The following is a 14346-nucleotide window of genomic DNA, read 5'->3' as shown; positions in this document are numbered from 1 at the left end:
ATATAACCCTTACAGTGTCCATGCGAGTATTTCACCACAGCTCGCATGCCTATCCCACTAGGCTGGACTGTTATATTATTTTGTATATGCTGTATGTGCTGTAGGTGCTACAGTGTTAGCAATGATGGCTTTTGCCATGTCGCGAGTTACAGGGCGTTCAAAGTACATCGCATGTGTTTGACCATCTTTCGTCCAACCTGCGAGGTAGACCATTTTTTCGCCACCTTTGAAAGTAACCTTTGTACCGTTTACCTTTTCTGTAGCTGTAACGCGATAATCCTTATGATTACCACTGATATCACCTTTTGTAGTACCTACGCGATACACAATACGTTTGCCTGCCGCTTGGTTCCGCGTTGTATCTTCACCAGCTTGGTAAACATACACAACTTGCAAAACATCTTTATTGATTGTGCTTACAGACTCAATATTATAGCCTACAGGTAATACTTTAGGTAGATGAGGCATAATATTCATGTATTTAGCAGCTTCATCAATAGTAGCAAATTCATGAATTGGGCTTGGCATACCAACCATTGGAGCTGCCTGTTCTGCAACTACAGGTTTAGCTGAATCTGGTTTTACATCAAAAGTACCTTGCGCACCAGCAACAGTGTAAGAACCTACACAAGCACACGCAACTGCTAGTAATACAAATTTTTTGACCATGGGTATAATCTCCCTTCGCGTAACATAAAAATTATTAAAAACACATTTATTTTGTATGTGATTTTTCCTCAACAATATTACGGATAATAGCCTTCGCCATATCTCGTGTAACGGGGCGATAGAAATCTAAAGAATGATTTTGTCCATCTTTTATCCACGATGCAAGATAAACCATTTTCTTACCACCTTTGAAAGTAACCTTTGTACCATCTACACTTTCAGTTTCTATAACCTTATGAATCTTACGGTCATCGCTGATATCACCTTTTAATGTAGTAGATGTACGATAAAAAATAAGAGCACCACCGGCCTTATTTACGTACGGATCTATACCGGGTTCATACACGTACACAACCTGCAAAATGTCTTTCTCAATAGTAATGACAGATTGAATATTAAATCCTACTGGCAACAGCTTTGGCATTTGAGGTCTAAACCCTATATATTCAGACGCTGCTTCTACAGTGGTGAACACATGTACAGGACTCGGCATAATAAAATTTGGTTCCCTAGGTTCAACTGAGATTCCACCAGTCATAGGCACAGAACGATTCCCAACAGATGGATCGTGAGCACTAGTAATGCTATAGGAACCAATAGCTACACATGCTAAAGAAGCCACTAGTAATGTCTTTATCTTTGTTGTCATAACAACAATCTCCAAAAACAAGTTTTGTAAAATTATATTTATTAAAATATGCTTAATAAGTATATCCTAAATGATATAGGATTTCAAGTAATAAATAGTACCTATATCATTTTAACAAGCTTAGTATTTAGCCTATTATTTCTTATGTACCATAAAGCCTGCCGCTTGTTGGTTTGCCATGATTGTTACGTCAGAGATTTGCAAGCGTTTAGGTTGGTTCGTTACATATAGTACAACATCGGCCACATCCTCTGGTTGAACAGCCTCAATGCCAGCGTAGACAGATTTAGCTCGTTCCGCATCACCGTGGAATCGTACTTCACTAAATGGAGTTTCTACGATCCCTGGTTGAATGGTAGTAACCTTAATATCTGTAGCTATGGTATCCATGCGGATGCCATCGCTTAATGTCTTTACCGCCGCCTTTGTAGCGCAGTACACTGCACCATTAGGATATGCATAAATGCCTGCAGTAGAACCCATATTTACAATATGACCTTCATTTTTATCAATCATAAAAGGTAGCACTGCTTTTGTTACATATAAAAGGCCTTTCACATTGGTATCAATCATGGTCACCGCATCATCAACAGCACTATCTTGGAAAGGATCAAGCCCTTGTGCAAGACCCGCATTATTAACGAGCACATCGACGCCACCAAAAGCCTCGATAGCTACAGGAACCTTACTTTCAACATCCTCGCGACTACGCACATCAAGAACTAAAGTCTCAACACGCACGCCATATTCCTTAGATAGACGAGCCTGTACCTCGCCCAATAACTCAGCACGACGACCAGAAATCAACACATTATCGCCATGCTTGGCATAAGCCTCAGCAATACAAAGACCGATACCAGACGTTGCACCAGTGACAAAAACATTACGAGCCATAAAAGCCTCCTCATCATCAATCCGTTCTATTCTAATAAGTTAATTATACCATTATAAAAATCAAAAAACGCTACCCTACCACCTATAAACGATAAAAATAGTGTATACATTGGAGCGCTGCGCGTACCATTCTCTCCTTTTCCCCTAAATGATATATCGGCGCAGATAGGATTTAAAAGAATACATAAAGTGGCTTATGGATTTATGAATATGATAATAAAAAGAGGATACCCTTTCTGAAAACGACTTAGCTCGCTTTAGAGCCTTCTACTATTCTCTAGAATGATATACTGGCACATCTACATTTAATACGCTGATATTTGAGCTCTACCACAGCTAGAAAGCAAATAGGGATACCTATTCGAAGCCGCCTTGGGCGCTACGCGTACCCATGAAGGCTGAGGATAGGTATCCCTATGGTTTATTAAGTTTTACGAGGAGAGCTCAAATACTCTTGCTCTTTATTTCAGATGCGCCAACATATCATTTAACACTTCCATGCAATCCCCCACGATGCCATAGTTAGCGTGCTGGAAGATTTCTGCGTTTGGATCGTTGTTGATAGCCACGATTGTGTCAGCACCGGAGATGCCGCTCACGTGTTGGATAGCGCCGGAGATACCGAATGCCAAGTATAGTTTAGGGCTTACAGTTTTACCTGTTTGACCTACTTGGTATGGCAATTCAATCCAGCCTTTTTCAACGAGTGGTCGTGTAGCACCTACTACGCCACCGATAGCGTCGGCTAGTTCATAAAGCTTATCGAAGTTTTCTTTAGAGCCCATGCCACGGCCACCAGCTACGATGATATCTGCTTCTTGGATATTGTAACCATCTTTACTGAATGGAATGAAGTCGAGGCGTTTCATACGAATGTCCTCAGGCTTGAGGTCGAATTGCTCAATTTGGATGCGACCCCAGCTATCTGCAATACGTTCAGGTTTTTTAAATACGTTAGGACGTACAGAACCCATTTGAGGACGATGGTTTGGAGAAATGATTTCCGCCAAAATATTGCCGCCCAAGGCAGGACGTGTCCATTCAACAAGACCTTCATTCGTATCTACTGTCAAGATCGTACAGTCCGCAACAACGCCGTTTTGCATGCGACCAGACATGCGAGGCGCCAAGTCACGACCATTGTTAGTGGCACCAATCAAGAGGATATTAGGCTTATGATCTTCAAAGAAGTCTGTTAACACCTTAGTGTAGCCATCCGTTGTATAGTATTTCAGAAGCGGACTTTCAAAAACGTGAACAATATCAGCACCATGTGCTACCAGTTCCTCTGCTTCGGTTTGAACATTCTCACCAAGGAGCATAACTTGAACGAGCTGGCCCAATTCCTTAGCAATGCGGCGAGCTTGACCGATCAGTTCATATGTAACCGGATGTACCACGTCATCGATAGTATCGGCTACAACAAAGACGTCTCTATATTCATCAAAATTTGTTACGGCCATTACCGGTCACCTCCTTTAGAACCTTCATTACCTTTAGCAGCTGCTACCGCCTTAAACTCACTAGGGGAGACGCTCTCAACAGATGCAGCTCGTTGCACAGGGTCTTTTACATCTACACCCTCATCATTGTCCTCAACCACTTCAACAGGTGCATCATTTGGCACTAATAGATGAGCAAATTTTTCTGGCTTAATATGGTACGCCAATTCAAGAACCTTTTTAGCCCCTTCCTCTATGGATGGTAACATTTCTACCTTACCACGGAGAGGTGGTTGGTATACTTTGCGTACCCGCGTAGGGGAACCGTTAAGGCCGATACGGCTTTCATCAATATTAGGCATATCTCGCAATGTAACATGAGAAATTTCATAACGTTTCGCGTAAATAGAGCTCCAGAGACCTGGTTGACGTGGCTCATTGAGCTCAGCTGTAGCCGTTACTAATAATGGCAATGGCACTTCCACGATTTCGTAACCATTTTCGTGCTCCCGTGTTACAGTTGCTTTTTGAGCCGCTGTATCTACGGAGAATTTACAAGCATACGTTGCTTGCGCCATACCGAGTTCTTCTGCAATTTGAGGGCCTACTTGTGCAGTATCGCCATCGATAGCCTGTTTACCGCAGAAAATGATTTCAAACTGACGATTCATAGTCTTTTGAATATGACGGATAGCAGATGCAATGGTATAGCTAGTAGCCAATGTATCGGCGCCACCGAAAGCACGGTCTGTAACGAGTACCGCATCATCAGCGCCGAGAGATAAACATTCGCGAAGAGCATCCTCAGCTTGAGGAGGACCCATCGCCAATACCGTTACACGGCTACCTTCATATTGGTCTTTTACCACAAGAGCCGCCTCTAACGCATGCATATCGTCAGGGTTTACAATGCTAGGCAAGCCTGTGCGGATGAGATTATTTGTTTCCGGATCCAGCTTAATCTCAGATGTATCTGGAACCTGTTTGATACATACTAATAACTCCATACACTCACCCCTGTCTAAATTCTACGCCCTTAGCGTTACGCGGATATTTCCATGTTTTTACGATTGTTTCGCCACAAAGAACGCGGCATGTACCGCACTCTAAGCAACCAGCAAAATCAAAGGCTAAATCGCCATTCTCTTGTAATGTATATAAACCAGCAGGACAGCCGTTTACGAGTTTCATTTTCTCTTCGTGGCTAAAACCAGCGCCATCCACAAGGATATGAGGAGACGTTTCATCTACATAGTATTTATTGGCGCCCAATCGCTCTTCTAATTTCATAGGGAACGCACCCCTTTCAAAGCATCACGAATTAAGGTAAATAGGCCAACGTCACCAACGCGACCCATCAATTTTTTCATCATTGGTACTGCACCATCACCGTTAACAGTGAATACATCGCGCATCACATTATTTACGAGAGATGGATATTCCTTGAATATACGAGGATTGGATGCAAGGAATGCAGGCATATTCTTATACAATTTCAAATCTTTATGCAACCAAGAATTCTTGATTTGACGTTCATACAACTTAGCCACACGGTCCATATTTTCGTCGCGCAAGGCTACGTTAACCGCATCTGCTGCACACATACCGGACTCGATGGCAAGGTCCATACCACGAATAGTATAGCCAAGATTCATACACATACGCGCCGCATCACCGACGATAATATAACCATTACCGCCCAATTGTGGCATCGCTTTATAGCCACCTTCTGGAACGAGATGGGCACTATGCTCTTTCAATTGGCCATTTTTCAATAATGGGGCAATTCTTGGATGGCTTGTGAAAGCTGAAAGCATATCGTCTACAGAACGATCGGCTTTACCAATATCTTCAAGGCCTACAACCATACCTACAGAAAGGCTATCTTTATTTGTGTAAATAAAACCACCGCCTAATAAACCAGAGGTCATATCGCCTAAAGTAAGCCATGCCATACCGTCATCACCAGACAGCATGAGGCGATTTTCAAGATCTTCTTTCTTTAGTTTGTATACCTCTTTTACACCTACTGCCATTGTACTTGGATCGGTAGGAGCTGTGAGGCCAGTTTTTTCTAATAATAATGTATTGGAGCCTTCTGCGATGATAACGAGTTTTGCATATACTTCATCATCGTGGCACCGAACGCCCACAACGCGTTGTTTTTTGCCTTCTCCTTCAGTAATGAGATCTGTTACTTGCACATTGGATACGAGAAGAGCCCCTTTTTTCTCAGCCTCTTCAGCAAGCCATTTATCGAATTTAGCACGTAATACTACGTAGGACTCTTCATTCGGTTGACCATCTTCGTAGCTATACTCAATAGTCGTCATTTCATTGCCTGCGCCAATAGAAATGCGCTCTTTTGTCACCTTACGTTCCAATGGGGCTCGTTCTCTAAAGTCCGGTACTAAACGCTCTAAAGAATGTGTGTAGATACGCCCACCCATCATATTTTTAGCGCCTGGTGCGGTGCCGCGTTCAATGAGTAAAACTTTTACCCGCTGTTCTGCGAGGCGTAATGCCGCCGCAGAGCCCGCTGGTCCTGCACCAACGACGATAACATCAAATGTTTCATTGCGATCAATTGCCATATACTCAGCTCCTTTAAATGAAAGCTTAACTTACATAAGTTTATACAGTATATATATATTCTCTATGAAGAACGAAAACACCTTTAAAAAATCGGCAAAAAAAATAAATATATTCTATATTTTACGAAATTGTGTTATATATCACTCTATATGATGTATATATACTCATTATAAACTCATACTATTGCACACTAGGATTTTTAATTAAGTGCAATAAAATTCATCAATTCGTGAAATTTATAAGTTTTTTGTAGCTTTCACCGTGAAAGTAGCGTATGATAAAAGTAGGAAAAACCCTATACGGAGCAACACGCGTATAATACGACCGCATAATGCAAGACCACGGTCAAGGTTAGGCACTCATTATTTTGGAATTACCAGAGGAGGCCATATGGACCCGTTAAGAATCTTGAAAGCATTATCAAATCCACATCGGTTAGATATTATATTGTGGCTAAAGCACCCAGAGAAAGAATTCGGTGTACAAGTACACACTAAAACTCTTATCGATTTCCCTAACAGTGTAAGTGTTAAGAGTATTCAAAAGCGCTGTGGTGTATCTCAATCTTCCATCTCTACATTTATGAGCATCTTGGAAAATGCAGAGCTCGTAGAGTCTCGCAAGATTGATCAGTATACCTATTTCCGCCGTAACGAAGAAGTAATTCGTGAATTCGGCGAATGGTATAACAAAGAGGTATCCATCCAATCGGATGATATCGATAAATTATTAAAAACGGTTAACTTAGAAGACACTTCGTATCCTATAACAGAGGAAACCTCTGAGCCTGGCGAGCAACTCGCTGCCGAAATCAATACTAAGGGATCCGATCATGATGAAAACAGAAAATAAAATTCTCCCTTATTCACTATACTTAGGGATAAAAGAAAAAGAGCTATAATACATGTAATTATAGCTCTTTTTGATTTTTAATCATCTAATATATTTTGTAAATCTCGCCGATTATAGTAAATTAATGGTAAAATCGTAAGTTTATATTTCCGCTCCATCGATTCTCTCCCTTACTCGACGAAATACATCGGCACCAGAGCATCGAATTTTACTTTCTTTTGCTGCAGAATCGGCTTCATCCAAGGCATACTCAATAGGATCTGTTAATGCTGAATATTGTTCAATACTCATTAACACCATTGTTCCATATCCATTCTTAGTTAAAAATACAGGTGAATTCGTTGTAATAACGGTTTCTTCAACTTCAGGAAATTTATTACGCAAGTCTGATACAGGTCTAATATTAATCAATATATACACCTCCTTATATCATAATTCTATCATTATTTTATTAATTTTACGGGTTATAGGACAAAAAGTGTGTGTGACTAATCCCAATAAGTTGGAAAATCTGTAGACATATGTAGCTCATTCCAAACAGGAGCATCACCCCATTGAGGGATTGAACGATCTATTTGGCAATAATCAGATAACCGTTTGTAGATAGCAGCAATCGATTCATCTGTAGGCATACAATTTAATATATCTGAAATAGAAAGCGGTCTTGGTGAGTGCATATAGCACCACCAATAGACCGCTTTTAGTCTTCTTTCAAGTGAAAGACCCCTATGAGCCCGTAACATGCTTCTTAGTTGAGCATTTACTCCACCTTCAATACGATTATTTGTTGTAGGTACTGTAATATCAATGCATTCCAAAAATGTAAATAAAGTTTGTTGCCTAATCAGGCGCCATAATGATGATTCAGCTTTAAGCAAACGCTCATGTGTAGAGCGTTTGTTTCCAAATTCATCAATCGTCATTTCTCGTAAAAAATCAGAATATGTCATGCGCCACGCTGAAAGCTCATTAATCCATATAAAGGCTTGATCCATTGTTTTCACATTAAATAAAGCTTTGGCAAGACTATAAAGGTCCTTCCCAGCTAACGTTTTAGGTCTACTTGTCGTATATCGTCTAACCTGACAAAAAATATGAAATAGGCATCTTTGGTGGCTACTATGAGGCCAAACTTTTCGTAATGCTTTAGGTAAACCATTAGCACCATCAGACACAACGACTTTAGGTTCAACAATCCGTTCCATTAAGCACTGCCAAGCTCTAGCATGCTCATAACGGCAGACATACCATCCTAGAACATGAGTATCATTGCAACAAATCAACACACATAAATTCCTAGATAAGTAAATTCCATCAAGATATACCACATCATGTACTTCTTCCACTTTTGGTGGCAATGGCCATATGGACCAAAATTTAACGGTTTTACGCCTAAATGTACGACCTTTACCAGGCATATCAGCTTGAATATCGGTACTAAATAACCAATTCAAGAATAGGTTTAACTCTTTACTTAAATTATTAATTTTAACGGTAAATGCCACCTTACAATGTTTGCAAAACCAACGCTGAGAACCAGATTTTAAAACACCATGTTTAATACATTTTTCATTACAATCAGGACATTTTATTTGTCGCATAAACTCTTCCTCCATATTTGTTTATATATAGGAAGATATAACATCATTTTAGTCAGTAATTACAAGGGTTAATTGATGTTTTCACCCACACTTTTTGTCCACCCTCAAACTTCTCCAGAAAAAGATTAAACCCTTATAACACTAGTAAATATCTAGTGTTATAAGGGTTTTTACACACACTTTTTGTCCTATAAGCCAATTTTACTAACAATATTATGGTAATAATAATTCAACTAAAAATGCCCTCCAAAAGGAGGGCATCTGTTATATTAGAATTATACTTCTTCTATCGTTGTGCTTCGTAGGCTCTGAACAGTTTAGATAGTAATTCAGGTGCCAAGCGCAATAGGTCTGGATTTTCACAGAAGGATACGCGCAATTGTGTTTTGCCGGGATTCTCTTCACCTTTTTTTCCACTATAGAAACCATTGAGTGGAGCCATGAGAAGTGTGTACTCCTTGCCATCTTCAAGGCTTACCGCACCATGTTCAGCACACCACGATGCAAATTCTACACCGTCAAAGCCAGGTTTTGCTACCTTCCGTACGTCGATAACAAAGTAAATAGACGCTTCTGGACGAGATACGATGAAATCAGGTTCTACCGCTTTAAAACCTTCATGGAGTTCAAAGATCATCTTACGATAGTAGTCCCGTTGTTGCTCATACCAGTTATGAAGCTCTGCGTGGCTTTCATGAGCCAAAGCACCAAAGATATATTGGCCTAGTGTATTAGCACTAAGGTTTGCTGTATATTCAGCTACAGATTTTTCATAGCATAATTTATTATCTGTAATGATGGCGCCAATGCGTAGACCACAAGCATTCCATACTTTACTAGCCGTTTCAAGGCTGATACGACGGCCTTCAATGCCAGGCACATCCTTATCAGTTAAAGCCCAGATACTAGATGTTTCTTTCCCTTTTTCGTAAGCCAATTCGCGGTACGCTTCGTCAGAAATAATCCACAAATTATGTTTAACACATAATTTTGCATATTCAATCAACGTTTCTTTACTGAATAATTGACCTGTTGGATTATCGTAAGGAATGATGAGCAACGCACCTGGTTTTGTATCGATAATACGTTGTTCTACTGTTTCAACGGATGGTAACTCAAACTCACCATCTTCGTTAAGTCGACGTTCAACAGTTACAGTTTTACGACCGATACGAAGACCAACCGCATCATAGTTTGTATAAGATGGGTTGAACATTAAAAGAGGGCGTTCCTCTTCGCCTGCACCTCCACATACGCCAAGCATGATGATTTCCATCGCCATGGATGCACCGTCTGTTACGAGTACATCAAGACCAGTTGTATCAAAACCTTGGCTGCGTAAAATGTGAAGGAATGCTTCGCGACATTCATCAGTACCTGTAGTTGGTACGTATGGCACGATGCCATTATGGAACGGGCTATTCACACCGCCCAAATCGAACAACCGACGCTGCATGGCGGGATGCATAGGACGCATTACATTACCAATAGAACCATTCACCAAAATTGGTGGGTTCTTACGTTCCAAGAATTTAATTTGTCCTAAGCGAATGCCAGATGGCTTTCGAGCCATCATATACGGCGACAATTCTGGTTGTTTCATTCAGATCCAACTCCTCTAAAAAAGAAACGGCCTCGATGAGAGGCTATGCTAACTGTGAAAGTAACAAGCGCAATGTTAGACGCACAACTACGGGTAACAAGCTTGCACATCACAAAGATAATATTCTTATATATTAAAAAATTCCCAATATATTGATATATATAGATACTTAATATTATAGTGCTTTTGTTATAGAAAATCTATAGTTTTATAACATATACGGACTCACATATATACTATTCGTACCATAAAGCAATACAGTAGCCTTCAAGGCTTACAAAAAAGACCGAGCTATTTATAGCCCGGTCTTATATAGCGGTAACAATTAAATTATCTATCGATTGTTTTACGTCCACTGTTCGTAGAGTTTGAATGATTCGTAGCTTTAGCTGTATGTTTAGTTGTAGAAGCCTTAGTAACAGGTTTTACTTCTTTACCTTTAGCCGGTTTAGCTTTTTCCGTTTTTACAGGTTTAGCCTTTTCTTGTTTTGCCTTTTTAGATTTCTCTTGTTTTACTTTTACAGGATTTTTAGCATTAACCGCTGCACCTGCTGGTTTAACAAAGGCATTATTAAGGTTTGTCGCCACTTGTAATGCTACGTCAGAACTTGGGGTAGATACGATGGATTGGCCTGCAACCGTTACAGTGCCACCGCTGTAAGATGCAGCGCCTGGCGTAATTTGGTTGTTATGGTACAGACGTGCTAATTTACCAGCCATGTAATACGCACGTTCTTCCCCTGTATAGCGTCCGCTACCTGCTGGACTATAGATATTATCACCGTTCACGTAAACTGCGCCATTAGACACGTTTACGTGGTTTCCAGAGTATGTGTACATGCGGGAAATATTGTTATTTACACGATCAGACAACTTAGGATGGTTATTAGGTGCCACTACTTGTGAAAGCCCTTCACGATAGTGTTCCCCAACTTTGTTGCGTAGTACCGCCATAGAACCAGCTGCACCGCCCACATTGTATGGAGATTCGCTTAAAATCTTGAAGCCTAATTCATCGGCTGCTTTTTCTTGGCTCATTGTAAATACTTGGTTAGACAAGTAGTTGCCGGCTACATTAGATAATAACGCTGCCCCTTCACTACCACCAGCTGCAATACCGACTGCTGTAGAAAGGCCAATTTGCTTTTTAGCGCCATTAATAATATCTTTATGCTCACCATGAGCAATTTCATGGGCCATTACATAAGCCAATTGATCATCATCAAGAGTATCTAAAGCACCTTTATTAACAGACATAACGCGACCAAGCGTTGCAAAGGCATTAAACTCTGTATCAGGATTTGCATATACTACATAAGAACGCTTTACACTAGGAGAAGCCTCTAATGTTTTCAGAATGCGTTGCACGCGCTCTTGAGCTGCACTATCGTTTAAGTAGCCTGTTTTTTCTTTTGTACGAGCCAAGCTCTCTTGTTGGCCTTGTTCGGAATTATCCATTTTATTTAATGCAGTAGATACATAAGCCATGGCAACAGCACCACCCGCCAATGTTTGTACTGCACTAGATGCGGCATTCACAGGAGCTGTTTGCATGATTGCCGGTGCAATAGTTGCCGCCATAGCTACAGATAACGTAGCTGCTGTAAGTTTCTTGTTCATTCTCTCAACCTTTCAAATGATATAACCATATCATAATCAATCAAAATAGTACTCTAACATTTACACACTATACATATAGTATCTCTGCATCGTAAATATAGAATGAATAAGAGAACATCTATTCATCTATTATCTATATGTCAATTATGGAGCGCTATTTAACAATTATGAACCATTCCTCTATGGAAAATTAATCAAAGATTTTAGAATTATTCATTATTCATTATCCACTACAGGTTTTGCTGAAAGTATAACGGCTTCTTTACCGTCTTTAGAAACGGCAGCACCATGGGTATAGCCCACTACATCAAAGCCCGCCTCTGCACACTGCTCTGCGATGCTTTCATAATTTTCATTCTTACCACGCGTACAGGTAGATAAATGAACCGTAGTAACCCCTTTTTTCTTGAAAGACTCAATTTTCTTGGCTAGATCACCACCACTATGGGTGAAACCTACCAACTCAATATCCTCATCTGCATAACGCTCAAAGGAATCCGCTTTATTCATAAATGCTTTTAAGCAACCGCCACAAGAACAGCGCTGCATTGTATCCTCATTCACGAGGACCGCAATTTTCTTAGTCATAAGACCTCCTATGAAAATATAGTATTAGAATTAGTATAACATAGCTATAAGGAAAAAACGTATCCTAAAGCACGTTCATTAATGATAATTATAGATAGTTTGACCTATACAATTAAAATCTTGAAAGCTCATTAATATCTTCATCACACATATATACATCTAGCCAAAATACCAAGTATTAACATCAGTTACATTTAACTAATAACAATAAATGATACAACTTGATTTCTTTTAATTATAGACCTTTAAGAATAGTTAAATACCTTAAGACTTGAATAGTGAATACAAGCCAAACAAATTGTACTTATTATTTCTTTAAGCTACAAAAAGCTACTAATTTAACTATATAGTAAAAATAAGAATTCAGATAAGCAATCACTTTAAAATTGAGGTTTGAACGCATATATGCTATCATGTAGGAAGAAGAATTAGGATGGAGAAACCGAAGTTTATATCTTATACTAGACCAAATGGTCATAACGAGTTTGAAGAGTTTTATAACTCACTCCCTGTTAAAGACAGAAATAAATTACGTGCCACAATAGAAATGATTGAAGAAGCTGGTATACAAGCAGCAATTCAACTTGAATGGGTAAAAAAATTAGATAGCGAAATAAACGAGATACGATCAAAAGTTTCGTCAAATATTCAAAGAGCCTTATACTTCCATGTAAAAAACAACCAATATATTATCACTCATGGATTTACTAAGAAAACGCAAAAAACACCAATAAAAGAAATAGAAAGAGCAAAACAAATAAAATACGAATTTGAGGAGGAGTATTATGCCACTAAAAACATTAGATAAGATATTTGAGAAAGATAGAAATAATCCTACTTTAACAGAACACTATTTAGAAGAAAAAGCTAGATTAGAAAATGCCTTGGCCGTATTAAAAGCAAGAGAAGCTGCGGGTTTAACACAACGTGATTTAGCAAAAAAATCTGGTGTGCCGCAGTCTACAATCGCACGTATAGAGAAAGGTGCAAATACTAGTTTAAGTACTATGTGTAAAATTGCATTTGCTTTAGATAAACAAGTGAAGATTAGTTTAGTATAAGAATATAACCCCTATAAGCTAGTTAAGATGGCTTATAGGGGTTTTATGCGTTCTCTTATAGTTATTTCCATAATTGTTTTATTTACGTAACTTTATCCATGTAACATACAGTGAATTTACAAAACCTTATAGATACTCAACTAATATACGGTGCGATACCATAGGTGCTACGCACCGCGGTATCGTTTAGAGGTAATTTGCCTCCTACCACTAGCCGCGGCTTCCTATCACACTCGCCCATGACGGCATTTAAAATAATCTTTTAATGTACGGTGCTTATATTAGGGCTTCGTCGAACCTGATGCAATGGACGTATGCGTCGCATAGATCTAATTGCTTTTCGGTGGCCCTACTTGCTTCCTCACTGTGGATTTCCCTTCTCTGCTTCGCAGCTCGGTAAATCTTACGTTCGGAAGAAAGTGATGCAGTGAATCTGTCGTCGTTTCACTCCTCCATCTTCTACTGCCCTACTTTTCCCAAGCCATCTCTATTGATAAATACACATAGATGAAACTTGTACAACCTTGGCCGAAGACGGCTCTAGCAGGTATGAAAACTGTGCTCGTTAGAGCACAAAAATAGAGGGCCAACCCTCTAGGGTTGACCCTCTATTCCGTTAATCAGCAAGTTCTCATGTACGGTTCTGCCCTCCAGGATACTGGGTGTTCGTCGCTGTGGATGGACTTATGTAGCTTCGCTACATGTCCATCTTACGCTCCGAACTAAGCGATGCAGTGAATCTGTCGTCATTTCATTCCTCCATCTTCTACTG

15 protein-coding genes are annotated in these 14346 nt (G+C 39.7%); 3 read left to right on the top strand and 12 right to left on the bottom strand.

The features are described from left to right. Positions 1–75: 75 nt before the first annotated feature. From VCHSUH04_RS09295 to VCHSUH04_RS09265, 7 genes are all read right to left on the bottom strand, one after another. Entirely contained in the window at positions 76–669 is a 594-nt protein-coding gene (locus VCHSUH04_RS09295) for a hypothetical protein (RefSeq protein ID WP_105086324.1), read from the bottom strand. Positions 670–715: 46 nt separating this feature from the next. Further along, the gene (locus tag VCHSUH04_RS09290; protein ID WP_105086323.1) at positions 716–1318 is read right to left on the bottom strand and encodes a hypothetical protein; all 603 of its coding nucleotides are present in this window, start codon (positions 1316–1318) and stop codon (positions 716–718) included. A 135-nt stretch (positions 1319–1453) separates the two neighbouring features. Beyond that, complete coding sequence (locus VCHSUH04_RS09285; RefSeq protein WP_105086322.1) at positions 1454–2212, bottom strand: SDR family NAD(P)-dependent oxidoreductase; 759 nt, start codon at positions 2210–2212, stop codon at positions 1454–1456. 461 nt (positions 2213–2673) lie between these two features. After that, the gene (locus VCHSUH04_RS09280) at positions 2674–3675 is read right to left on the bottom strand and encodes an electron transfer flavoprotein subunit alpha/FixB family protein (RefSeq protein WP_060924160.1); all 1002 of its coding nucleotides are present in this window, start codon (positions 3673–3675) and stop codon (positions 2674–2676) included. Then, positions 3675–4661 carry an electron transfer flavoprotein subunit beta/FixA family protein gene (locus VCHSUH04_RS09275; protein WP_105086321.1) on the bottom strand — a complete coding sequence of 329 codons (987 nt, stop codon included), beginning with the start codon at positions 4659–4661 and terminating at the stop codon, positions 3675–3677. The genes VCHSUH04_RS09280 and VCHSUH04_RS09275 overlap by 1 nt, the downstream gene beginning before the upstream one ends. 4 nt (positions 4662–4665) lie before the next feature. After that, a complete protein-coding gene (locus VCHSUH04_RS09270; RefSeq protein ID WP_005387378.1) occupies positions 4666–4944 on the bottom strand; it encodes a ferredoxin family protein in 279 nt (92 codons plus the stop codon). After that, positions 4941–6248: an FAD-dependent oxidoreductase gene (locus VCHSUH04_RS09265; RefSeq protein ID WP_105086320.1), complete on the bottom strand. Its 1308-nt coding sequence runs from the start codon at positions 6246–6248 to the stop codon at positions 4941–4943. Before VCHSUH04_RS09265 ends, VCHSUH04_RS09270 begins: the two co-directional genes overlap by 4 nt. Positions 6249–6639: 391 nt before the next feature. Here VCHSUH04_RS09265 and VCHSUH04_RS09260 point away from each other — a divergent pair, with 391 nt between their 5' ends. Then, positions 6640–7101 carry a helix-turn-helix transcriptional regulator gene (locus VCHSUH04_RS09260; RefSeq protein ID WP_105086319.1) on the top strand — a complete coding sequence of 154 codons (462 nt, stop codon included), beginning with the start codon at positions 6640–6642 and terminating at the stop codon, positions 7099–7101. 141 nt (positions 7102–7242) lie between these two features. Here the strand turns inward: VCHSUH04_RS09260 and VCHSUH04_RS09255 are convergent, their stop codons facing one another. From VCHSUH04_RS09255 to VCHSUH04_RS09235, 5 genes are all read right to left on the bottom strand, one after another. Then, complete coding sequence (locus VCHSUH04_RS09255) at positions 7243–7512, bottom strand: type II toxin-antitoxin system Phd/YefM family antitoxin (protein WP_105086318.1); 270 nt, start codon at positions 7510–7512, stop codon at positions 7243–7245. A gap of 77 nt (positions 7513–7589) precedes the next feature. After that, positions 7590–8702: an IS256-like element ISVat1 family transposase gene (locus VCHSUH04_RS09250; protein WP_105085724.1), complete on the bottom strand. Its 1113-nt coding sequence runs from the start codon at positions 8700–8702 to the stop codon at positions 7590–7592. 286 nt (positions 8703–8988) lie between these two features. Then, on the bottom strand, positions 8989–10305 hold the full coding sequence (locus VCHSUH04_RS09245) for a pyridoxal phosphate-dependent aminotransferase (RefSeq protein ID WP_105086317.1): 1317 nt from the start codon (positions 10303–10305) through the stop codon (positions 8989–8991). Between the two features lie 330 nt (positions 10306–10635). Beyond that, the gene (locus VCHSUH04_RS09240) at positions 10636–11925 is read right to left on the bottom strand and encodes a M48 family metallopeptidase (protein ID WP_105086316.1); all 1290 of its coding nucleotides are present in this window, start codon (positions 11923–11925) and stop codon (positions 10636–10638) included. Between the two features lie 216 nt (positions 11926–12141). Beyond that, positions 12142–12513 carry a CGGC domain-containing protein gene (locus VCHSUH04_RS09235; protein WP_105086315.1) on the bottom strand — a complete coding sequence of 124 codons (372 nt, stop codon included), beginning with the start codon at positions 12511–12513 and terminating at the stop codon, positions 12142–12144. A 433-nt stretch (positions 12514–12946) separates the two neighbouring features. Here VCHSUH04_RS09235 and VCHSUH04_RS09230 point away from each other — a divergent pair, with 433 nt between their 5' ends. Both VCHSUH04_RS09230 and VCHSUH04_RS09225 read left to right on the top strand, forming a co-directional pair. Beyond that, entirely contained in the window at positions 12947–13321 is a 375-nt protein-coding gene (locus VCHSUH04_RS09230; RefSeq protein ID WP_105086314.1) for a type II toxin-antitoxin system RelE/ParE family toxin, read from the top strand. Further along, on the top strand, positions 13299–13574 hold the full coding sequence (locus VCHSUH04_RS09225; RefSeq protein ID WP_105086313.1) for a helix-turn-helix domain-containing protein: 276 nt from the start codon (positions 13299–13301) through the stop codon (positions 13572–13574). Before VCHSUH04_RS09230 ends, VCHSUH04_RS09225 begins: the two co-directional genes overlap by 23 nt. Positions 13575–14346 lie beyond the last annotated feature (772 nt).

Source organism: Veillonella sp. T14073-2 (assembly GCF_002959875.1).
Lineage (GTDB): Bacteria > Bacillota > Negativicutes > Veillonellales > Veillonellaceae > Veillonella > Veillonella infantium.
This window is presented reverse-complemented; position numbering and strand designations above follow the sequence as displayed.